Source organism: Enterobacter sp. P82 (assembly GCF_037053385.1).
In the GTDB taxonomy this organism is placed as follows: Bacteria; Pseudomonadota; Gammaproteobacteria; order Enterobacterales; family Enterobacteriaceae; genus Enterobacter.
In genome coordinates this window covers 1162114-1185534 of the sequence record NZ_JBALHX010000001.1, presented here as the reverse complement: position 1 = coordinate 1185534, position 23421 = coordinate 1162114, and the positions used below count along the sequence as shown (strand labels likewise).

Below are 23421 nucleotides of genomic sequence, written 5' to 3'. Positions count from 1 at the left end.
GGTATTTTCATGTCTATCACATTCTGCTGAGCCATGCTGGGGTTATTCACTACCAAAAATGGGCAACATTTATTTAATGGCGAAATTTTGATGGGATTTTTGTCTCTTTTAACCGGACGGGTTTTCCTGGATCTTCTGAAGCATGGCAAAGAGATAGAGGAGTCTATTGCACGTTATTCCACTCCCGAGATGGAACAGTCTTTTTCTCCTCCCCTTAGCGAGTTGCCGCGTCAAAATCCTTACCCGGTAGCCACGTTGTTCCCTCTGTTTTTAGTGGTGTTTGCGTTTAACCTTTTGCCTTTTCTCCATACTATGCAGGGGTTATCTCCATTAAATCATGCACTGAGCTTTTTCGTACCATCATTAATAATGACAGGCGCGCTCATTGTTATAAGCGCGCTTCTGGCACGAGGGGCAACGTCGGGATTGCTGGGGTTTATGACGCTGTTCATAGTGATGCTGGTACTAACCCTCGTTCAGACGCTATATCTTCTGCTTTCCCATGACGGAAGTCTTTGGCCACTAGTCATCGCATTCTCCGCACTGTTACTTTGTCGGGTAGTGATGAATAGCAGTGGTTTTGTGCTGTTTACGCTGTATTGTCGTACTCAGCGTCTTGCCAGGCTGGCACGTGAAATGCGGCTAAAAATCCGTTAAAGAGGTGATGTGACGTTACCGAAAACTAAGTCGGGTTTTGATAATGGCGAACTCTTTGTAATACGAGGAAATACATGGCTGTCACGGTAAGAGCTTTACGCGCAGATGATTATTCTCAATGGCGTCCACTGTGGGACGGCTATACCCATTTTTATGACTGCTACCTTGAGGAATCTGTTACCGCATCGACATGGGAGAGGGCGTTATCAGATCGTTCACAGATGTTCTGCCGCGTAGTAGAGAAGAACGAAAAGGTCATCGGTTTTGCGATGTGCATTCTGCACGAAGGAACCTGGTCGACAGCGCCCATTTGTTACCTGGAAGATCTGTTTGTCGATGCTACCGAGCGCGGGGCGGGAGCCGGAAAGGCGCTCATTGATGCCCTGATAGAGGAAGGCAAACGGGAAGGGTGGTCAAAACTATACTGGGTCACCCGGGAGAACAATCCGGCGCGTAAACTCTATGATAAATATGGTGAAGCTGACGATTACGTCCGCTATCGCCTCTCCCTGTAAATCTGTAACGCCTGTGTTTGTATCACACTGTATCAGTGCCCCAGATACATACACAGGCTTGCAATAAACCCGCTTTCGAACATATCCGCTATACATTGAGGTGTTGTTATATCCCCGTGAAATGTACTCAACCGGAGATACCAACATGTTCAGCAAACTCGCTTACTCAACCCTCGCTCTGACCGTTTCTCTTGGCACTGTGATGTCCTGTCAGGCCCAAGTCACCGGCACAAACTTCGCGTCAGCTTTCGATAATCCACAGCAAATTAACGCCGGCGATCTGAATGTCGGTTATGTCGACATCGGCCCCAAAAATGGTCAACCAGTTATTTTATTACACGGCTGGCCTTACGATATTCACAGCTACGCCGAGGTAGCACCCGCGCTGGCGGCCAAAGGCTACCGGGTGATTGTGCCTTCTCTGCGCGGCTACGGCACCACGCGCTTCCTGTCTGCAAAAACGCCGCGCAACGGCCAGCCTTCGGCGATGGCGAAAGACATTGTTAACCTGATGGACGCACTGAATATCAAACAGGCGGTGTTCGCGGGATACGACTGGGGTGCCCGCACGGCGGATATCGTCGCGGCACTTTGGCCTGAGCGCGTTAAATCACTGGTATCGGTGAGTGGATATCTCATCAGCAGCCAGCAGATTGGCAAACAACCGTTGCCACCAAAAGCCGAACAGCAGTGGTGGTATCAGTTCTATTTCTCCACCGAGCGTGGTGCTGAAGGTTATGCCAAAAACACGCATGACTTCGCGCGTTTAATCTGGTCGCAGGCATCACCTGACTGGAAATTTAGCGATGCGGCCTTTAAGGCCAGCGCCAAATCCCTTGATAACCCGGATCATGTTGCAGTAACCCTCAGCAACTATCGCTGGCGTTTAGGGCTGGAAAAAGGGGAGCGTAAATACGACAGCTATGAGCAAAAACTGGCGACTTTGCCGAATATTACCGTCCCGACCATTACCATTGAAGGCGGAAATAACGGTGCACCGCACCCGGCACCGCAGGCCTATGCAGGTAAATTTACCGGTAAATATGAGCACCGCACCTTCGGCGCAACCGTGGGGCACAACCCTCCTCAGGAAGATCCACAGGATTTCGTCAAGGCGGTTATCGACGCGGATAAGCTGTGATATGTGCTATTTTCAATACGTTACCCCTCAGTCAGGAGAGTTCGGTGGAGCATATTGATCATATCCTTGTCGTCGATGACGACAGGGATATTCGTGAACTGATTGTCGACTATCTCATTAAGTCCGGTTATCGCGCGACCGGTGCGGCAAACGGTAAAGAGATGCGTGCCGTGCTGGATAAACAGCATATCGACCTGGTAGTGCTGGATGTCATGATGCCCGGTGATGATGGACTCACCCTGTGTCGACAGCTTCGCAGCGGCAAACACAAAGATCTGCCCATCCTGATGCTGACGGCGCGCAGCGAAGAGACGGACAGGATCCTGGGACTGGAAATGGGGGCGGATGATTACGTCGTGAAGCCGTTTGTCGCCCGTGAGCTACTGGCACGTATCAAAGCAATTTTGCGGCGGTTTCGCACAATGCCGCCCAATTTACAGGTGACCGAGGCAGGACGACTGGTGATGTTTGGCGAATGGCAACTGGATACCGTCGCCCGCCACTTAATTGACCCGGAAGGGGTGATCGTGGCGCTCAGCGGGGCGGAGTATCGCCTGCTGCGCGTATTCCTCGACCATCCTCAACGTGTTCTCTCCCGGGATCAGTTGCTCAACCTGACGCAAGGGCGAGACGCCGAACTGTTTGAACGTTCTATCGATTTGCTCGTAAGCCGGGTTCGCCAGCGTCTGAATGAAGATGCACGCACGCCTGCCTATATTAAAACCGTGCGCAGTGAAGGCTACGTTTTTACCATGCCCGTGATAATCAAAGAGGTTAATGAATGACGCTTTGGCCACGCTCACTGCTTGCCCGACTGCTGATCATTGTGCTTGCGGGTCTCTTGCTGGCCAACGCCCTGAGTCTGACGCTGGTCATGATTGAACGAATGCACAGTGCCCGCACGGTGATGCTCGGCAATCTGGAATACGATGTTGCAACCAGCGTGGCCATATTAGACCGGTTACCTGCCAGTGAACGCGCGGCCTGGCTTCCGCGACTTGAACGGGGTAACTATCGTTATATCCTCGGTGCAGGTGAGTCTGGTGCCGCGCCGACGGATAAGCGTTCGCAGGATGCCATCCGTACGTTAAAAGAGACCCTCGCGGTTGACTATCCGCTCAGTTTTACCGCTGTTCCGGGTTCTGTTTCCCATATTCAGGCACATCTCACATTGCACGATGGCTCGCCGCTGACCATTGACCTGATCCCCCGAATGCCGCCTGTCGCAAGCTGGCTACCTGTTGTTCTCATCCTGCAACTGTTGCTCCTGGCTGCCTGCTCCTGGATCGCGGTGCGACAGGTGATACAGCCTTTTTCACAATTTACCCATGCGGTAGATACGCTGGATCCTTCAGCAAATGCCCCCATGAAAGAGAAGGGACCGGTTGAAGTACAACGAGCAGCGCATGCCTTCAATGCAATGCAGGCTCGCATCCAGTCCTATATCAAAGACCGCGCGCAGATCCTCGCCTCCATTTCTCACGATCTCCAGACCCCAATAACACGCATGAAACTGCGTGTCGAAATGGCAGAACAACCTGAGCTTCGCGACAAGCTATTAAATGACCTTGATAACATGTCGCGTCTGGTGCGGGAGGGGATTGCATATGCCCGGTCATCAGAATCACTGGAAGAGACGTCGCTGAAACTGGAGCTGAACGCGTGGGTGAATAGCATAGCGTGCGATTATCAGGACATCGGTAAAAACGTGCAGTTTCAGGCAAGCGAGGCTCGTTTACCCGTTGTTACGCGCCCGCAGGCGCTTCGTCGGGTGATGACTAATTTGCTGGATAACGCTCTGAAATTCGGTGAATGTGCCGTCATCGCTATAGATGATTCGTCTACCGACGAGGTGGTCATTCACATCATGGACGGTGGGCCGGGAATACCCGAGGCCGAGCTCGCGGCTGTATTGCAGCCTTTTTATCGGGTTGAAACATCGCGCAACCGTGACACCGGCGGAACCGGGCTTGGTCTGGCTATTGCCGCGCAGCTCACCGCCCAACTTGAAGGAAAGCTGAAGCTGGTAAACCGCGCAGAGGGAGGGCTCGACGTCTCCATTGCGCTGCCTCGACGCTAATTGTACGGCTTTGTATCTCCCGGCAGACAGATACAAAGCCAGACAAAATCCCCGGTTTTACACATATCCTGAACACATCGGTACGATGAAATAGCCTCACTGCAGCGTTGCAGCATCTGTCATGTGAGGTCACTATGTTTCTGATAATTGCTTTCCTGGGCGGGATGATAAGCCTACTCAGTCCATGTACGCTCCCGGTTATTCCACTCCTGTTCGCCGGTTTCCAGGGGCAACGACGACATATTCTGGCGCTCTTTGCGGGGATGATCGTGATGTTCACCCTGGTGGCGATGGCCGTCACTGTCGCCAGCGAGTGGATTGCAGAGGCAACCCTCATCGGGCGCTGGGTCGCGCTTGTCATTCTGGCTATCGCCGCGCTGAGCTTAATCTCCCCGTCCTTCGCCCAGCGCATTGCATGGCCTGCCGTCAGCGTGGGAAATGTCCTGAACACGCGAAGCGGGCAAACGCGCGGTATAGCATCGGCTTTTCTGGCAGGACTAGCCGTCGGGTTGCTCTGGTCTCCCTGTGCCGGACCGATTCTGGGCGCCATTTTCAGCATTAACATTGCAGGACATTCGGCCATTGCGACGGGGGCTCTGCTGGCCGCCTATGGCAGCGGATGCGCGCTGATGCTGGGATTGCTTATTGTCGGCGGGCGTAAACTGGTGGCACCGCTGAGAGCAAAGTCGGCGCTGATGGAGAGATTGCGCCAGGCCGCGGGGGGCGTGATGCTTGCGGCTGTAGTTTTGAATGCAACAGGCGTAACGTCCATATTGAAAGGCGCTAACGGCGTCGCCGACTATCTGGAAACGTCGTTGCTGAATCTGGCAAAACCGGCAACCACACCGGTGAAACTCCAGCCAGTCGTGATGACTGAGCCCAGCAGTCAGTTACCTTCGTTAAACGGTGGAACAGGGTGGATAAATGGTGACAGTGTCACGTCTGAATCACTGCACGGTAAGGTAGTACTGATCGATTTCTGGACATGGGACTGTATCAACTGCCAGCATACGCTCCCGCATGTCCGTGACTGGGCGACAAAATACCAATCGCAGGGTCTGGTGGTGATTGGGGTTCACACGCCAGAGTATCCCTGGGAAAAACCGCTTTCCTCGGTAAAAAATGCAGTGAATAAGTGGCAATTGCCCTATCGGGTTGTGACAGATAACAACTATCAAATCTGGAATGCTTTCGGCAACCAGTACTGGCCCGCACATTACTATTTTGATGTGAAAGGGCAGTTACGCTACACCTCTTTTGGCGAAGGCAACTATGAACAGCAAGAGAAGGTCATTCAACAGCTGCTCAAAGAAGCCCGATCATAACCCGTCAGGGTTGACGTTTCGCAACGATAAACAGCCGTGGAAAAGCCAGCAGTATCTGCCCGTTTTCCTGGAGCGGATACTGCTCTTCCAGTAGTTCATGATAGCGTTTCAGAAAACGCTTCTGCTCGCTCTCATTTAGCTCCTGCAGCCACGGGCGCAAACCGGTGGCGCTGACCCAGTCAATAATGGCCTGGTGTGAGCTCATTTTATGAAAATACGTTGTCCGCCAGATATCTACGTCGCAACCAGCCTCTGACAAAATATCAAAATAGGCATGTACGCCGGGTAACGGTTCTCGACCACGATCAGGATAATCTTGCTCCAGCGCCACTTCACGCATCGCCACATGGGTGGGCTCGAGCCAGTTGTCAGGCATCTGGATCGCCAGCACGCCATTTAACATAAGCAAAGAGACAAGGTGAGGCAGGAGATCGTAATGGTCAGGGATCCATTGCAGCGATGCATTAGCGTAAATCAGACTCAGCGGCTGGCCGGGCTTATACTGACGAATATCGGCTTCAACAAAATGGCAGTCAGGTAACGCCTTGCGTGCTTCTTCCAGCATCGCAGGTGAATTATCAACCCCAGTAATATGTGCCGATGGCCAGCGATGCTGTAACAGGGCAGTACTGTTGCCTGGCCCGCAGCCCAGATCAACGATGGAGGTGACGTCATCCAGTGGAATTCTGGCGAGCAGTTCAGCGGCAGGACGCGTTCGTTCTGCACCATATTGCAGGTAAAGAGAAGGGTTCCAGTCAGCCATTGTCAGATCTCCGTTTTGCCTCTTTTTGCAAGAATAGCACAGGCAGACACCTGCACAGTGGCAGGTGTCATGAGTCAGGCAAATTACAAAATGCCTTTCAGTGCAACATGGTAAAGCAGCATGATGGTTTTCCCGTCGACAATCTTACCCGTTTCAATGCCCTGTAATGCTTCTTCCAGCGTCATTTCGAGTACATCGATATCTTCGCCCTCAGCCTTGATCCCGCCGCCTGAGCTGGTTTTGTCTTTCGGATGGTACTCGGCAAGGTAAAAATAGAGTTTTTCCGTGACGGATCCCGGGCTCATATACGCTTCAAAGATTTTCTGCACGCATGAAACGCTAAACCCGGTTTCTTCTTCCGCTTCTGCTTTAATGCGGCTCTCTGGATCCATGTTATCGAGCAACCCTGCAGCAGCTTCGATCAAATCGTCCTCATGGCCGTTGATAAATACAGGAAAACGGAACTGGCGGGTCAGGATCACCGTCTTTTTCTCACGGTTGTAGAGCAGGATTGTCGCGCCGTTACCCCGGTCATAAACTTCACGGTTTTGCCGCTGCCATTCGCCATCACGGCGCTGCAGGTCAAAGGTATATTTTTTAAGGACATACCAGTTATTTGACAGCGTTTCACTGTCAATAATGCGTACATCTGCACGTTTTGATTGCACGATTGTTCCTCCTTACGTAGAGTAATCATCATAACCAGCATTATCATGCAACTTCAAGATTAAACATGCAACACCAGGAATCCTAATGCTCACCAGTCAGCGAAAACAATTGATTATTGAAAAGCTCGAAGCCGAAGGGCAGGTTCAGTCGAAAGCACTCAGCATTCTCTTCGATGTGTCTGAAGACACTATACGGCGTGATTTACGTGAGCTGGCGGCAGAAGGGCGTTTACAACGCGTTCATGGTGGCGCACTACCGTCATCTTCCGCTATTGCTCCGTTTGCAGAGCGTCAATCCGTTAAGATGGATGCGAAAAAAAAGGTGGCCCAAAAAGGCGCACAGCTCATTTCTTCGGGGCAGGTGGTAATCATTGACGGCGGGACAACGACCGCCGAACTGATTACGTTTTTACCTCCTGACTTACACATCACCGTGGTAACGCACAGCCCGAGTATCGCTCTGGGGCTGGTAACTCATCCTGCTGTCGAAGTGATTCTGATTGGTGGCCGCCTGTATAAACACTCTATTGTTGCGGTCGGCGCGGGTGCCATTGAAGGTATCGAAAATATTCACGCAGATCTGTTCTTTATGGGAGTGACCGGCATCCACCCTGAGGCGGGACTGACGACCGGTGATTTTGAAGAAGCGTGCATCAAACGTGCATTTTCCGGCAGAGCCGCCGAGACGGTTGTCCTGGCCTCACCGGAAAAAATAAACACCGCGTCATCGTTTGTGATTGGCGATGTGTCTCTGGCGAATACCATCGTTGTCGATGGCAATACAGATGAAGACTGGATCCGTGCGTTATCGGAAAAAGGAGTATCTATCATTGCGTAAGTGAAGGGCTGGTCTATGCTAAAAAAGCGATCGGCCCTGATTGGGCTTTTTGAAAAATAACGATAATTCTCGCGTTTTCGGTGGCGAATATGAACAGGATTGTGCTCGCGCTTTTAACGTATTTTCTCTTCTCTGTGGTTGTTAATTCGCATGCAGCGGAACCTCGTCAGGAGCCCACTGAAAAGGAGCGCGCCCGAACGGTTTATATTTTCCATCAACCGATCGTCATGCTACAGGCAAAGTTCGGTCTTACCACGCCAGAAGAACGGGTGTTACGCATCCGCAATACGCTGCGAAATTTCACTGAAGCCGATGTTCGCGAACCGCTAAAGATTGTATCGGTAACCCGTTATAACCAGCCAGGTAGGCTCATTGTGATGAACGGCAAACCGGTGATGCTCCTGACAGCAGGCGATCTCGACGAGGGAGACGATCTCACCCTTGACCAGGCGGCGCAACGCGTACTGGCGCGTATGGAAGCACAACGTTCAGCCTTGAGCGTTCAATATAACAGCACCATGCTGGCGTTATCGGCAGTGAAAACCGTGGCGGGACTGCTGGGACTGGTGCTGTTTTGGTATGGCGCGTACCGTTCCTGGCGCTGGATCAAACGTGTTTTCCGCCGGCGTATTTTTGAGAATCGAAGCTGGATACCTCAGCGCTGGCGGCGGTTTATCGGTGCTATCGAAACGCGATTGTATGCATTGTTGATGATTTTACTGGGAATTGTCGCACTCTATGTCTGGCTGAGTTGGGCCTTCAGCCTGTTCCCCTGGACGCGCGTCTGGGGAGAGTCTCTGGGAGAGTGGTCCGTACGCGTGGTACGCGATATCGCGCTGTCGATTGTCTCAGCATTACCGGGCCTGTTGATTGTCCTGATCATTTTCCTTATTACCGCCTTTATTCTGAAATTGTTAAAGATGGTGCTCAACCAAGTGGAAGCAGGGCGTTTGCAACTGCCAGGCATCCATCCTGAAACGGTTGGTGCAACCCGCAAGCTGATTTCAGTCGTGGTGTGGCTCTTTGCACTTTCGGCAGCTTATCCTTTCTTGCCCGGGGCAAATTCACTGGCTTTTAAAGGTATCAGTGTATTCTTTGGCCTGATGCTTACGCTGGGTTCTGCCGGGGTGATGAATCACGCAATGAGTGGTCTGGTTTTGATTTATTCACGTGCTCTTCGCAAAGGAGACATGATTCGGGTGGCAGATAATGAAGGATTGGTAAGCGAAATTGGTATGCTTGCGACCAAAATTATCACCCGAGAAAACTATGTGGTTACCGTGCCGAACGCCGTTGTAGTAAGCGGTAAAATTACCAATTTGAGTGCGCAAAGCACGAACGGTGGCGTTAACCTGACGGTCGGCGTCACCATTGGTTACGACACGCCATGGCGTCAGGTGCATGCAATGTTAGAGCTGGCGGCCAAGCGTGCCAAAGGAATCGATCTTGTACAGCCACCGTTGGTGCGACAGTTGAGCCTGATGGATTGGTATATTGCCTACGAATTACAGGTACGGCTGCTTCCGAATGTGTCACTGGCAGATGCCCGTAACGAACTGCACAGCAATATTCAGGATGTCTTCAATGAATTTAACGTGCAGATCATGTCTCCGAACTTTGTACTGCAACCGGAAAACAGTGTGGTTGTGCCAAAAGAGAACTGGTATAGCGCGCCAGCGACGCCACCTGATGGCGGAAAATCATAATCGGCGATTGATAAGGTGCTTTCTGTCCAGGGCAATGAGGATGGTAAAAGCACAGATTTGCCCATGCATCCACATTGGTGCGCATAATGTATATTATGTTAAATAACCTCCATAGGTCTATTACTTCATGGCATGACAAATGCGGCTAGAGTACGCGCAGTGATTAGATTCATAGGCTACCTGATCACTACCTATGTATCTCCGTACTATCGAAATGAAACGCCCAAAGAATTGTCTCGTCATGCATCCCGTCTCAACACTCGATTGCTGATATGCAAAGAAGAGTTTAAAACTCTGGAAAGAGGCAATCAGCAGTATTATTCTCGAGTCATTCAAGGATTTCGGAGTATGACTGGTGATATGGTTGAAAATGTATATCGCATAGTCGTACCAAGTTCAAAGCATAAAAATAACTTTCTAAACCCCTTCCCTTCTGGATTTATTCAGTTTGACTGCTTCAATTTTAAACTCTTCGGGATAACGTTTACCGCTCATGGGCACCTCTCTTTAAGTCATCTTAAATGACTCCGAAGTGTCTGTTAAACCCGTGGCGATTCAATAAGAGATAACGTCATTATTTTATGTATGAATCCAGCACCTTCAGCACCACATCCAGATCTTCTTCGCGTCTGTTTTCCTCGGCTTCATGAACAATATGTTCCGTCAGATGCCCCTTTATCACTTCACGCATAAGTCCGTTAACTGCACCGCGTATCGCAGCGATCTGCTGGAGTACAGCTGCACACTCATGTGGCTCATCCAGCATTTTTTTCAGGGCAACAACCTGCCCCTGGATTTTACTGGTCCGGGCTTTCAGTTTTTGTTTATCTCGAATGGTATGCGACATAGCTGACCTCACTCATCAGAAGACACCTGTCATTATACCCCTGCCATCTACTGGGGGGTAGTATTTGTTACTGGGGGGGAGTAGAATCCGGATCGTCTGCCATAACCAAGAATGATTCTCATGAACGAATTTACAGCTCTTCTTCAGCAAGGCAATGCATGGTTTTTTATCCCCAGCGCGATTCTGCTTGGCGCATTCCATGGCCTGGAGCCCGGGCATTCTAAAACAATGATGGCGGCGTTCATCATTGCCATTAAAGGCACTGTCCGTCAGGCCGCGATGCTGGGGCTTGCGGCAACGCTGTCACATACCGCGATCGTGTGGTTAATCGCGTTTGGCGGGATGTATATCAGCAACAAATTTACCGCAGAATCTGCTGAACCCTGGCTGCAGATGATTTCGGCGGTGATCATCCTGGTCACCGCGTTCTGGATGTTCTGGCGTACCTGGCGCGGTGAAAAAAACTGGCTGGAGGGAATGCAGGACAACGGGCATCACCATCATGATGAAATCAAAATTGTCGATACCGGCCACGGAAAGGTCGAATTGTCCATTTTTGAAGAGGGTCAGCCTCCTCGCTGGCGGTTACGGACACTCAGCGGCCGAAAATGGGATGCCGGCAGCGTATCGTTAGTCACCCGCAGGGAAACGGCTACCTTCTCGCAGGTGTTTGATTTCGTTGATCGCGGTGATTATCTGGAATCGACATCCGCTATTCCGGAGCCGCACGATTTTAACGTGCGTCTGTCACTGGGGCACCGCGGACATATTCACGATTATGAGGTGACATTCAGCGAACACGAACATGACCATGACCACTCTGCCCTTGAGGGGCTGGATGTGAGTTCAAAAGAGTACCAGGATGCGCATGAGCGGGCTCACGCGAATGACATCCAGCGCCGCTTCACCGGAAAAGAGGTGACAAACTGGCAGATCCTGTTGTTTGGTCTGACGGGAGGACTTATCCCCTGCCCGGCGGCCATCACCGTATTGTTAATCTGTATTCAGCTCAAAGCCCTCACGCTGGGCGCCACCCTGGTGGTCTGTTTCAGCATCGGTCTGGCATTAACGCTGGTCACGGTGGGGGTAGGCGCAGCCGTCAGCGTCCGTCAGGTGGCTAAACGCTGGAGCGGATTTAACACCCTGGCCAGGAAGGCCCCTTATTTCTCCAGCGCCCTGATCGCAGCCGTGGGTCTTTATATGGGACTTCACGGCTGGTCCGGCCTGGTCAGCTGATGACATTACCGGGAAATATATGCTCTGGATCATTACAAAATATATTCTGACCGCGGCTGTGGTGGTGATGGTGTCGGAAGCCGCAAAACGCAGTGATAAACTGGGCGGATTACTGGCCGCATTACCGCTTGTCACTATCCTTGCATTGATCTGGTTGTATGTTGAAAAGCAGCCAATGGAGAAAATTGCCCGCCATGCCTGGTACACGTTCTGGTATGTGATACCCACGCTGCCTATGTTTCTGGTGTTCCCGCTGCTGCTCCCGCGGCTGGGATTCTGGCCCTCATTGGCGGCCTGCGTGATACTGACAGTCATCCTGTTTGGAGTGTTTTCCCTGACAGTACGTCGTTTCGGTATAGAGCTCCTGTAATGATAAAAACCCCTGATGCTCTTATCAGGGGTTTCTGTTGCTTCATCGTTCACTGACTGAACCGCGCTCAGGGTCCTGTCCCGAGTAAATACAGCACGATCCCGGCAGCGCAGCACCCGGCCAGTGTCGTCATCATTCCCAGCCGGAAGCGGAACAGCGACAGCATGGCAACACCCGACAGCGCAAGTGACCAGGGCTCCAGGCTGGACAGTACCGGTACCTGCAGGACCATGCCAAAGGTGCGAACGACGCTGATCTGCGCAAACAACGTATGCAGGGCAAACCAGACGGAAAGGTTGAGAATCACTCCCACAACAGCAGCGGTGATGGTGGACAGTACGGCATTGAGTGCCTTGTTGTTACGCAATGCCTCAATATAGGGAGCACCGATAAAAATAAACAAAAACGAAGGGGTAAAGGTCATCCATTTGGCCAAAATACCGCCCAGTGTCCCGGCCACCACCGGGCTGAATCCCCCCGGATCGCGGAATGCCGCCATAAATCCGACAAACTGCACAACGCTAATCAGCGGACCCGGAGTGGTTTCCGCCATCCCCAGTCCGATTAACATTTCCCCCGGGGTAAGCCAGTGAAAATGTTCAACAGCCTGCTGTGCCACATAAGACAGTATCGCGTAAGCACCGCCGAACGTGAGAACGGACATCTTACTGAAAAATAAAGCAATATGGGTATAGACGCTATCAGCCCCCATCGTGACCACAAAACCCATCAGCGGCCCCAGCCATATCAGTAAACCAAGGAGCGTCACTTTAATGGCTCTCCTGTGGGAAGGCCGCACGTGTTCAGGGATTTCCTGAGCAAAAGCGACATCAATCGCGGCCCCGGAATTATCCGCCGCATCGGGATCGCCAGGGTTCGAACGGGGCTGAAAAGCGCTAATCCCGGTTTTACTCCCGATAAATCCGATCAGTGCAGCAGCAGCAATAATGAGTGGAAAAGGGATGGCAAACACAAATATCGCGATAAATGACAACACCGCGACACCGACCATAGCCTGACTTTTTAGTGCCCGTCGGCCGACCCGCATAACGGCTTCCAGCACTACAGCAAGCACCGCAGCCTTGAGGCCGAAAAAAAGTGCCTGAACAATTCCAATCTGACCATAGCTGGCATAAATCCAGCTCAGTGTCCCCAGGGCCAGCAGGCCAGGCAGAATAAATAATATCCCGGCAACAAGCCCTCCCCGGGTGCGGTGCAGTAACCAGCCGATATACACGGCCAGCTTGTGTGCTTCCGGGCCAGGAACAAGGGTGCAGTAGTTGAGGGCGTGCAGAAAACGGGTTTCACTGATCCAGTTTTTTTCTTCCACCAGGATCCTGTGCATCACGGCTATTTGGCCTGCCGGTCCGCCAAAGCTCAGTGCGGCAACCCGCAACCATACCAGCAACGCTTCGCGAAAAGACACACCGTGCCGTTCATATGCCGGTGTTTGCGGAGAGGGAAATACCGGGTCTGAAAAACGGCTGTTATTGATGTTCATGGCTATTGACCTGTGTTGATGGATCCACTCCGGAGGCTTAATGACCTGGTTTATCGTCGTCGGAAGCACTTTTGCTGTAGGTGAGCAGAAGGCTGTCAAAAATGGGGCTGGCTGCATTCAGCAGTTGCTCATCATCGGTGAATGTTTCACGTAATCCCGCGAGAATACTTTCCACCCCGGCAGCTTCCGGGGGCTGAGCACCGCCGACATCAAGGTAATGCACGAGTAACCCGGTACGTGAAAGCCCCTCCTGCTCCAGAGAAAATCCGGCCAGCAGCACTTCGAAAGTCACCCTGTTATCCACATGACTGAATGTGGCCCCATCGAAGTCAAACCCGACAGCGCCGGCCGGACATTCCGCCGGATTGTCCATCCAGATAAATGTTGCCCGGGGATCAATAAAGCGCCGGATTAACCATGCACAGGCCAGCCTGTCTACCCAGGGACGCTGTCGTGTTGCCCAGATCCGCTGCTGGTAGTCACTTATGCGTAACAACGGGACCGCGACGCGGCCCCGTTTGCCGGATTAATGTTTTTTATCGTTTTCACCGCCGTGATGTTGGTGATCCCCATGCCCTCCGTGGCCGTGGAATAGATGCATTAGCGGGCAGGCCAGCAGCAAGAGATATGGCCAGTAGCCCGCCACATGTGACCAGTGTTCGCGCAGAAGCGCAAATGTCGCGATCGCGGCGACAGCAATAAGAGCATAGGTTGTACTTTTCATACTGGACTCCTTCTGTTCGTAACAGCCCTATCATTCAGGGTTATTTCCCGAGCCTGACACTTTTCAGACGCAACGCATTTACAATCACGCTGACGGAGGAAAGAGCCATGGCCGCCGCCGCAATAACCGGCGACAGTAGTATTCCGTAAAGAGGGTAAAGCAGACCGGCAGCCACAGGCACACCGAGTGCGTTGTAGATGAATGCAAAAAACAGATTCTGCCGGATATTTGTCATGGTGAGCTCTGACAGATGACGGGCTCTGTTGAGTATAATCAAATCGCCTTTGAGAAGGGTAACCCCGGCACTTTCTATTGCCACATCAGTACCCGTTCCCATGGCTATGCCAACGTCAGCAGCCGCCAGCGCCGGGGCATCATTTACACCGTCTCCTGCCATCGCGACCACATGACCAGACGCTTTCAGTCGAGTTATCACTGCTTTTTTGCCGTCAGGCAGAATCCCGGCTTCAACCTGATCTATACCCAGTTTCCGTGCGACGGCTTCAGCAGTAAGCTGGTTATCCCCGGTGAGCATAACAATGCGGATCCCCGCCTGACGCAAAGCTTTAAGCGCATCCGGCGTGGTTGCTTTCACGGGATCCGAGATAGCTATCAGGCCTGCAAGGTCCCCGTCTGTGGCCACATAGATAACGGTAGCGCCTTCCATCCGCAGCGTATCCGAAACGGCCTTTTGATTATCAATAACGATACTGTTTTCCTGCATAGCCAGTTCATTACCAATAACAACCCGTTGACCTTCGACATCGCCTGAGACACCTTTACCCGACGGCGCATCGAAATGAGTGACTACGGGTATCGCGATCCCCTTTTCCTGTGCTGCTCTGACGACTGCTATACCCAGCGGATGCTGCGAGCCTTTTTCCACTGCGGCCGTTACACGTAAAAGAGAGGCTTCCCCACCTGGATTGAGGCTGATTATCCCTGTCACCTTAGGCGAACCTTCCGTGAGCGTGCCTGTTTTGTCGACAACCAGCGTGTCTACTTTTTCAAGACGCTCAAGGGCTTCGGCATTCTTGATTAACACCCCGGCCTGGGCTCCTTTGCCCACCCCCACCATTATCGACATCGGTGTGGCCAGCCCCAGCGCACAGGGACAGGCAATAATCAGGACCGATACAGCCGCAATCAGACCGTGTGCCATCCTGGGCTCTGGTCCCCAGACAGACCAGATAACGAAAGCAACAACCGAAATAATTATCACCAGAGGAACAAACCAGCCTGAGACGCTGTCAGCCATTCTCTGGATGGGGGCACGCGAACGCTGTGCATCAGCGACCATCTGAACAATTCGTGAGAGCATCGTTTCATCACCGACTTTCTCTGCACGGATGATAAGACTACCTGTCTGATTAATCGTCCCCCCAATGACAGGGTCCCCCTCCGTTTTGGTAACCGGCATAGACTCCCCGGTCACCATCGATTCATCAATGGTTGTTTTGCCTTCGACCACGATACCGTCGACCGGAATACTCTCTCCTGGTCTGATGCGGAGCTTATTACCAGGCAGGACATCTTCCACATTAATATCCGTTTCATGACCGTCATGATCCAGCCGCCTGGCGGTTTTGGGGGCAAGGTTCAAAAGCGCAGTAATGGCACCTGAGGTTTGTTCCCGTGCCCGCAACTCAAGAACCTGTCCCAGCAGAACAAGCACCGTAATAACTGCTGCGGCTTCAAAATAAACGGCCACCAAGCCATCCATGTTTCTGAACGATGCAGGAAACCAGGAGGGGAAGACGGTTGCAATGACGCTGTAAACCCAGGCTACGCCGGTCCCCATTGCAACAAGGGTAAACATATTCAGGGAGCGGTTACGCAACGACATTCCGGCCCGGACGAAGAATGGCCAGCCACACCACAACACGACTGGAGAGGCCAGAAGCAGCTGCAGCCATGTGTTGTACTGTGGCGGTACTGTATTTCTCAAGGCGGGTAACAGATGGGCTCCCATTTCGAGTATCAGAACCGGAAACGCCAGCAACAACCCCAGCCAGAAGCGTCTTGTCATGTCGCGAAGTTCATCACTCTGCCCCGTTGATGCCGTGGCTACGAGAGGTTCCAGTGCCATTCCACAGACAGGACAGCTTCCGGGACCACTGCGGCGTATCTCCGGGTGCATCGGACATGTCCACAGACCTTCAGAAATATCTTTATCCGACTGGTGGTGAGGCTGTTTTATCTGATCAGGGCTAACTTCGTGGTGATGGGAATGTTCACTGGCATCTTCGGTAAGATAACGATCGGGATGGGCTTTAAATTTGCTCTCACAGCTGGCGGAGCAGAAATAAAGCTGATGGTCCTGGTATCGAATGCTGCTGTGCGCCTTGTCGGGCAGGATTGCCATCCCACACACGGGATCTCTCACCTTATGCAATACGTGACTCACGTCCGGAGATAATGTCTGTTCAGAAGCAGTCTGGTTGTTGTGTTGCACTGCATTGTCATTTTTCACAGTAACTCTCCTTATGCATACCTGAAGCATCTTTTGTCTTCAGAGTATGTCATGGATGCGATTACCACGAATGTCTCCGGCACAGGAGTGCCTGCTGCCGGCGTCCCGTTATCAGCCGTTCCGCTGACTATTCGATTCGCTGGAAAACTTTTTTACTTCCTTCCGGTGAGAATGCGATAACATCGTAAGCCTCTTTTCGGGCCCCCATTTCCATTCCCGGACTTCCGGCTTCTGCTGCCACCCCAGCCAGAGCGATAAACCCGGTTCCGGTTGCCATTGACATATGGAAGCCCTGCCAGTACAGGAACCATATCCCGCCAACCAGGGCGAACGCCAGGCTCATCAGAATTAACAGAGCTTCATCAACCCGACGGAATGCCAGATACAATAGAATGAAAATGATCATCACCATCATCGGCACTATTAGTTTCAGTTTCTTGTTGGCGTGCTCCAGTAATTCAAACTGTCCGGAAAATGACACGCTGGTACCCGGTCTCAGTTTCACTTTCTGACTGATAGCCGTTTTAATGTCATTGACCACCGACACCATATCCCTGCCGCACGCATCAATGTATATCCAGCTCGTAGGCCGGGCATTTTCCGTTTTCAGCATTGTAGGACCAGAAACGACGTTAATATCCGCCACATCACCCAGCGTAATTTGCTGCTTCATCGGCGTCAGGATCGGCATCTGTTTCAACGCATTTGGACTGTTCCGGTAATCCTGCGGATAGCGGATATTGATCGGATATAGGTGGCGAGGCAGGCGTCCCGGCTCCGGACTGCCGGAGGACGCGTTTGATGAGGGGAGTTTTACTGTTAGTTCATGAAGCTATCTAGAAGTTAGTTGGTGTTTTAATTAAAAATATTAATTTATATCAATGAGTTGGCGCATGATTTTTTATGAACTGAATACTTACTCAACATAAGTTAAATTAAATCCTACGTTCATTCAGTTCATAACTGGCTACAGACTACGATTAATCATACACTTACCTATCCCCCCAACTACCCGATTGTTAGGTTGCTGTCCGGTGAGAATGACATTGCCCAGCCTATCGGTTTTCTGGCGAACATTTTCATATTCACCTCTGTATACCCTGACATTCATGACAAAGATGTCATTAGCATGTCATGCAGCAAACAGAAGCCATTCGATATAATTAGTGCAACTTATCAGAAAGGCTGAATCACTTCATCAATACTCGGCGTCAGAGTACGCCAGGAAATGAATATCCAGCCCTCTCCCAGATAAATAAACACTGCCGAACCTGTTTCAGTTATGGAACTGAAAATATCGGTTGTACTTCCCCGGACATCACTAATTCAGAAATGGAGAGTTATCATGAAAAATATCGTATTAACATCTTTGCTGGGCTTTGGTTTAATTTCTTCGGCCTGGGCCACTGAAACCGTGGATATCCATGAGCGCGTCAACAATGCGCAAGCTCCTGCTCACCAGATGCAGTCTGCTGCGGCTCCTGTCAGGATCCAGGGTACTGTTCCTCGTATGACCGGTATGGACCAGCATGAACAGGCCATTATTGCTCATGAAACCATGACGAACGGATCGGCGGATGCGCACCAGAAAATGGTGGAAAGTCATCAGAAGATGATGGGAAATAACACTGTATCCATGACCGTCTCGTCAACGTCTTACGCAGCGATGGATGAGCATAAAAGAGCAGCGGTTGCCCATGAGTTCATGAATAACGGTCAGTCCGGCCCACATGAGGCCATGGCCGAAGCGCACCGCCGCATGATCAATGCAGGCTGAATGCGATTGCATTCCCTGCTCTGTTTTGTACCACTCACCTTCAGCCAACAGCGCTGACGTTGTACCGCCTTCGGACGGAAACAAGCCTGTCAGCCCGGCGGTTGCCGGGCAGCAGCAGCTAAATATTAAGAACGTTCTTAAAAAAACTTAATTGCATAAATATTTTATATTTTGATTTATCGACCTTTTTATGGTTGGAATAAAAAACCCGCAAAGTCATCTGCGGGTTTGCAACTTCATAAGCCAAGGTCCGAATGCATTGCATTATCCCAGACGCGATATCCTTGACCTCGCCTCGTCAAGATGTGCGCGTAACGCCGCCACGCATGGCGCAAAGCTGGCAGAAAAACGGTTGTAATCGCTGACCAAAGCATAAAAGTGCTCAGCCAGTTCAAGTGACTCATGCCAGATTTCTCCCGCAATCGCATCAAGGAGCATTGCCGGACGAAGTGTATTCACCATTCCGCCCCCCGACTTCGGCGCAAATCCCATGGGCAGCATGTCATAGGCAGGCGCAAGATGATAAGGACGCCCATGGGCGCTAATAAACGACAAATTCCCGTGGTGCATGTCGGTATTGCCGATCAACATACCAAATGCCCATAGCCGCGCCGTTCCTGCGATGGCATCAGGATGAACACATCCCTGCTTAACCAACTCGTTAACCAATACGGGCCAGGCCTCTCTTGCTCGGCCGACAAATTCCGCCTCCAGAGCCCGTAAAGAAAAAAGACCTTTACGGCCAAGTGGTCCTACACGATCAAACCGCGGGATTTCAAGGAAACGCTGTCCACCAAAATCAAATACCTCTGTTTCAACATCAAGCACTTTTAACGCAAGATGTTCTGCCAATAGAAGATCTCGCCAGCGTTCGCTTATGGGGTTATCGTCGGGAGCCGTGAACTTCACGATGACATGACCACGTTCTGTATAGGTGCAAAATTTTGGTTGCTCACCGCCAGCGGAGGAACCCGGGACCTCTCCGGAGCTAACAGCCAGAGCCAACGACGGATATGCCGTTGCCCGCTCCACTGCAACAGGCTGCGGCATATCCACAAAATGGTTTCGCGCTTGCTCTCCTATTAATACGTTCCCTACCGCATCGTGCCCATGAGCCAGTAAAGCCCTGATAACATCGGAGTCTGTCCAGTTTTCAGGATTTGCCGGCAGGCCAAGTTCAGTTGAAAATCGGGATGCATACGCCCGGCCAAGATATCCCTGGGGCCGCATATCAAAGAGCCACCACGGCAGCCCATCGCTATGAAGACAGATGTTATCCGCTTGCTCCATCACAAAACCATCGGGATAAACCGGTATGAGCTGCCCCAGCGGCTTGACCTTGCCCTCTTCGGTGATGCGGTAAATGGGGGCCGAACTAAACCCACGAAGCGCATCGCGTAGTACGTAATGAATAGATGGACCAGAGCCAATACGCACCACCTCATCACCAAGCGCTTTAATCGCTCTCGATACCGTAGGCTGACTAATTCCCATATTATCAGTAAGTTGCCTTACAGATGTTGGGCCTTTCCTCAGCAACTGTCGTAACGTTTCGGATCGATTTGTCATGGTTTTGAATCGCTTTATGAATAGGTTATTGAATAGCTAATTTATCAGCTATCCGTTCGCCTGTCATCTTCACGAAATGCGCTCGCTGTTTTGTGCCTCCGCATCCAAATCAATTTATACGCCGCAGGAATAATAAACAGCGATAACAGCGGAGCCGTGATCATTCCCCCAATCATTGGTGCTGCTATCCGGCTCATCACTTCTGACCCCGCACCGGTTCCCCAGAGAATAGGCAGTAAACCTGCAATGATCACCGCAACGGTCATCGCCTTCGGTCGTACACGCAGCACGGCACCATGATAAAGCGCTTCATCGAGCCCCTCTGCGGTAAATGTTTCCCGATGAGATAACTCCGGATGCGCTTCAATGGCATGTCGCAGATACATCAGCATGACCACACCAAACTCAGCAGCAACCCCGGCAAGAGCGATAAACCCGGTGCCTGTTGCCACAGACATATGAAAGCCCTGCCAATAGAGGAACCATATCCCCCCGACCAGGGCGAACGGTAGACTCATCAGGATCAATAAGGCTTCATCTACGCGACGGAATGCCAGGTACAGCAGAATGAAGATGATCATCACCGTCATCGGCACCATCAGCTTCAGTTTCTTGTTCGCGTGCTCGAGCAGTTCAAACTGTCCAGAGAATGACACGCTGGTACCTGGCCGCAGCTTCACGTTCTGACTGATGGCCGTCTTAATGTCATTTACCACCGATACCATATCCCTGCCCCGCGCATCGATGTAAATCCAGCTGGCGGGCCGGGCATTTTCCGTTTTCAGCATCGTGGGACCGGACACGACCTTAATATCAGCCACATCTCCCAGCGTGATCTGCTGCTTCATCGGCGTCAGGATCGGCATCTGTTTCAGCGCATTTGGACTGTTCCGGTAGTCCTGGGGATAGCGGATATTTATTGGATAGCGGGCGACACCTTCCACCGTTTCACCCACCGTTGCCCCGCCGATGGCCGAAGAGACGAACAGTTGCACATCGCCCACAGTCATCCCATAGCGGGAAGCTTTTTCCCGGTCGATGTCCACATCAATGTAGCGCCCCCCTTCCAGGCGTTCTGCCAGGGCCGAAACCACTCCCGGCACGGTTTTGGCTACTGCTTCAATGCTCTGCGCCGTGGCATCGATATCAGCCAGAACGGTACCCGACACCTTGATGCCAATGGGGCTTTTTATCCCGGTTGAGAGCATATCAATGCGGTTGCGGATAGGCGGGACCCAAAGATTTGCCAGGCCAGGCAAACGAACGGTTTTGTCCAGTTCGTCAATAATCTTGTCAATCGTCATGCCGGGCCGCCACTGATCTTCCGGTTTCAACTGTATCGTGGTTTCTACCATTTCGAGCGGTGCGGAATCCGTTGCCGTTTCGGCTTTACCGGTTTTGCCAAAAACAGAGGCGACTTCAGGAACGGTTTTGATGAGTTTATCCGTGGTCTGCAGGATCGCGGCGGCTTCAGCCGGCGAAACGCCTGGCAAGGTTGACGGCATATACAGCAGGTCCCCCTCATTGATCTTCGGCAGAAACTCACCGCCAACCTGGCTCAGTGGCCAGATAACCGTGAAGATGGATAACGCCGCGACCAGCAGAGTGGTTTTCGGCCAGTGAAGCACCCTAATCAATAGCGGATGATAGGCCTTAATCAATAACCGGTTCAGTGGATTACGGGTCTCAGCAGGGATCTTCCCGCGTATCCAGAATCCCATCAGGATAGGAATCACGATGATAGCCAACGCGGCTGCACCCGCCATGGAATAGGTTTTTGTAAACGCCAGCGGACCAAACAGCCGCCCTTCCTGCCCTTCAAGGGTAAAAATGGGGATGAATGATAAGGTGATGATCAGCAAACTAATAAACAGCGCAGGGCCCACTTCGATGGAGGCGTTAGTGATAACCTTCCAGCGCGTGGCGTTGTCAATCTGCTCCCCCGGATGCAGATGATCCCACTCCTCCAGCCGTTTGTGTGCGTTTTCAATCATCACGATGGCCGCATCCACCATCGCGCCAACGGCAATGGCAATGCCTCCCAGCGACATAATATTGGCATTCAGCCCCTGGAAGTGCATGACAATAAAGGCAATACACAGGCCAAGCGGCAGTGAGATAATCGCCACCAGCGCAGAGCGTACATGCCACAGAAACAGCGCACAGACGATGGCGACCACAATAAATTCTTCGAGGAGTTTAGAACTCAGGTTATCTATGGCCCGGTCAATTAACTGGCTGCGATCGTAAGTAGTCACGATCTCGACCCCTTCGGGCAAACTCGCCTTCAGCGTTTCCAGTTTATCTTTCACCGCCGTAATGACGTCGCGCGCATTTTTGCCCGAACGCAGGATCACGACGCCACCAGCGACCTCTCCCAGACCGTTAAACTCTGCTATCCCACGCCGCATTTCCGGGCCTGTTTGTACGCGGGCAACGTCACGCAGATAAACCGGGACCCCGTTTACACCGGTTTTCAGGACAATGTTATTGAAATCATCAATGGTCTGGAGATAACCGCTGGCGCGGACCATATACTCCGCCTCCGCGATTTCAACAGATGATCCCCCTGCTTCCTGATTAGACGATTCAAGCGCCTGCTTAACTTCCGGCAGGCTGATACCATACTGGGCCAGTTTTAACGGATTGACCTGAATCTGATACTGCTTAACCACACCGCCCACGGACGCGACTTCAGCCACGTTCGGGATGGTTTTGAGTTCAAATTTCAGGAACCAGTCCTGCAATGAGCGCAGTTCTGAAAGATCGTGCTTTCCACTGTGGTCAACCAGAGCATATTCAAATATCCAGCCCACGCCCGTGGCATCAGGGCCGATTTCAGAACTCACCCCCGCAGGCAGTTTGCCCTGAACCTGATTAAGGTATTCCAGAACGCGAGATCGGGCCCAGTACAGATCGGTGCCATCTTCAAAAATGACATACACATACGAGTCGCCGAACTGAGAAAATCCGCGCACGGTTTTTGCGCCAGGCACCGACAACATGGTAGTTGTAAGCGGATACGTGACCTGATTTTCTACAATTTGCGGGGCCTGGCCGGGATAGCTGGTTTTAATAATCACCTGAACGTCAGACAGGTCGGGCAAGGCGTCGACCGGGGTATTGATGATGGTCCAGGTACCCCACACGCTGAGGAACAGCGCCCCCATCATCACCAGGAAACGGTTGGCGACTGACCGCCGGATAATCCATTCAATCATCATCGTCTCC

The 23421-nt window shown here is 51.8% G+C and carries 20 protein-coding genes and 1 pseudogene; 11 read left to right on the top strand and 10 right to left on the bottom strand.

Going from position 1 to position 23421, the window contains the following annotated elements:
- Positions 1 to 90: 90 nt before the first annotated feature.
- The 6 genes from WB237_RS05530 (at position 91) to WB237_RS05505 (ending at position 5718) form a co-directional block, all read left to right on the top strand.
- Entirely contained in the window at positions 91 to 657 is a 567-nt protein-coding gene (locus tag WB237_RS05530; protein WP_336213486.1) for a hypothetical protein, read from the top strand.
- Positions 658 to 731: 74 nt separating this feature from the next.
- Positions 732 to 1172, top strand: a complete 441-nt coding sequence (locus WB237_RS05525; protein ID WP_108089916.1) for a GNAT family N-acetyltransferase — start codon at positions 732 to 734, stop codon at positions 1170 to 1172.
- A 145-nt stretch (positions 1173 to 1317) separates the two neighbouring features.
- A complete protein-coding gene (locus tag WB237_RS05520) occupies positions 1318 to 2313 on the top strand; it encodes an alpha/beta fold hydrolase (RefSeq protein ID WP_336211189.1) in 996 nt (331 codons plus the stop codon).
- Between the two features lie 44 nt (positions 2314 to 2357).
- On the top strand, positions 2358 to 3098 hold the full coding sequence (locus WB237_RS05515; protein WP_336211187.1) for a response regulator: 741 nt from the start codon (positions 2358 to 2360) through the stop codon (positions 3096 to 3098).
- Positions 3095 to 4393, top strand: coding sequence for an ATP-binding protein (locus WB237_RS05510; protein ID WP_336211186.1), 1299 nt, complete (start codon positions 3095 to 3097; stop codon positions 4391 to 4393). Before WB237_RS05515 ends, WB237_RS05510 begins: the two co-directional genes overlap by 4 nt.
- Before the next feature lie 134 nt (positions 4394 to 4527).
- On the top strand, positions 4528 to 5718 hold the full coding sequence (locus tag WB237_RS05505) for a cytochrome c biogenesis protein/redoxin (protein ID WP_336211184.1): 1191 nt from the start codon (positions 4528 to 4530) through the stop codon (positions 5716 to 5718).
- 4 nt (positions 5719 to 5722) lie between these two features.
- On the opposite strand, the gene tam is transcribed toward WB237_RS05505, so the two are convergent.
- Entirely contained in the window at positions 5723 to 6481 is a 759-nt protein-coding gene (gene tam, locus WB237_RS05500) for a trans-aconitate 2-methyltransferase (RefSeq protein WP_336211181.1), read from the bottom strand.
- A gap of 83 nt (positions 6482 to 6564) precedes the next feature.
- Entirely contained in the window at positions 6565 to 7149 is a 585-nt protein-coding gene (locus WB237_RS05495; RefSeq protein WP_049005520.1) for an NUDIX domain-containing protein, read from the bottom strand.
- Positions 7150 to 7234: 85 nt separating this feature from the next.
- On the opposite strand from WB237_RS05495, the gene WB237_RS05490 reads away from it, so the two are divergent.
- The gene (locus WB237_RS05490; RefSeq protein WP_336211176.1) at positions 7235 to 7987 is read left to right on the top strand and encodes a DeoR/GlpR family DNA-binding transcription regulator; all 753 of its coding nucleotides are present in this window, start codon (positions 7235 to 7237) and stop codon (positions 7985 to 7987) included.
- Between the two features lie 89 nt (positions 7988 to 8076).
- Positions 8077 to 9693, top strand: a complete 1617-nt coding sequence (locus WB237_RS05485) for a mechanosensitive ion channel family protein (protein WP_336211174.1) — start codon at positions 8077 to 8079, stop codon at positions 9691 to 9693.
- A 574-nt stretch (positions 9694 to 10267) separates the two neighbouring features.
- Here the strand turns inward: WB237_RS05485 and rcnR are convergent.
- Positions 10268 to 10540, bottom strand: coding sequence for a Ni(II)/Co(II)-binding transcriptional repressor RcnR (gene rcnR, locus WB237_RS05480; RefSeq protein ID WP_336211172.1), 273 nt, complete (start codon positions 10538 to 10540; stop codon positions 10268 to 10270).
- Positions 10541 to 10660: 120 nt separating this feature from the next.
- Here rcnR and WB237_RS05475 point away from each other — a divergent pair, with 120 nt between their 5' ends.
- The gene (locus WB237_RS05475) at positions 10661 to 11776 is read left to right on the top strand and encodes a nickel/cobalt efflux protein RcnA (RefSeq protein WP_336211169.1); all 1116 of its coding nucleotides are present in this window, start codon (positions 10661 to 10663) and stop codon (positions 11774 to 11776) included.
- A 19-nt stretch (positions 11777 to 11795) separates the two neighbouring features.
- Positions 11796 to 12146 (top strand): DUF3147 family protein, encoded by a 351-nt coding sequence (locus WB237_RS05470; RefSeq protein WP_336211166.1) that lies wholly within the window; start codon positions 11796 to 11798, stop codon positions 12144 to 12146.
- 67 nt (positions 12147 to 12213) lie between these two features.
- Here WB237_RS05470 and chrA read toward each other — a convergent pair whose 3' ends face one another.
- The 5 genes and pseudogenes from chrA to WB237_RS05445 form a co-directional block, all read right to left on the bottom strand.
- Positions 12214 to 13647, bottom strand: coding sequence for a chromate efflux transporter (gene chrA, locus WB237_RS05465; RefSeq protein WP_336211163.1), 1434 nt, complete (start codon positions 13645 to 13647; stop codon positions 12214 to 12216).
- A gap of 37 nt (positions 13648 to 13684) precedes the next feature.
- Positions 13685 to 14143 (bottom strand): chromate resistance protein ChrB domain-containing protein, encoded by a 459-nt coding sequence (locus WB237_RS05460; protein WP_442892473.1) that lies wholly within the window; start codon positions 14141 to 14143, stop codon positions 13685 to 13687.
- A 30-nt stretch (positions 14144 to 14173) separates the two neighbouring features.
- On the bottom strand, positions 14174 to 14371 hold the full coding sequence (locus WB237_RS05455; protein WP_336211160.1) for a DUF2933 domain-containing protein: 198 nt from the start codon (positions 14369 to 14371) through the stop codon (positions 14174 to 14176).
- Positions 14372 to 14411: 40 nt separating this feature from the next.
- A complete protein-coding gene (silP, locus tag WB237_RS05450; protein ID WP_336211156.1) occupies positions 14412 to 16874 on the bottom strand; it encodes an Ag(+)-translocating P-type ATPase SilP in 2463 nt (820 codons plus the stop codon).
- A 193-nt stretch (positions 16875 to 17067) separates the two neighbouring features.
- A pseudogene (locus tag WB237_RS05445) lies at positions 17068 to 17595 on the bottom strand (efflux RND transporter permease subunit); the annotation flags it as partial.
- A gap of 594 nt (positions 17596 to 18189) precedes the next feature.
- Between WB237_RS05445 and silE the strand changes: the two are divergent.
- A complete protein-coding gene (silE, locus tag WB237_RS05440; RefSeq protein ID WP_336211154.1) occupies positions 18190 to 18621 on the top strand; it encodes a silver-binding protein SilE in 432 nt (143 codons plus the stop codon).
- Positions 18622 to 18885: 264 nt separating this feature from the next.
- Here the strand turns inward: silE and yjjJ are convergent, their stop codons facing one another.
- Positions 18886 to 20190: a type II toxin-antitoxin system HipA family toxin YjjJ gene (yjjJ, locus tag WB237_RS05435; RefSeq protein ID WP_336211151.1), complete on the bottom strand. Its 1305-nt coding sequence runs from the start codon at positions 20188 to 20190 to the stop codon at positions 18886 to 18888.
- 44 nt (positions 20191 to 20234) lie between these two features.
- Positions 20235 to 23411, bottom strand: coding sequence for a Cu(+)/Ag(+) efflux RND transporter permease subunit SilA (gene silA, locus WB237_RS05430; RefSeq protein WP_336213483.1), 3177 nt, complete (start codon positions 23409 to 23411; stop codon positions 20235 to 20237).
- Positions 23412 to 23421 lie beyond the last annotated feature (10 nt).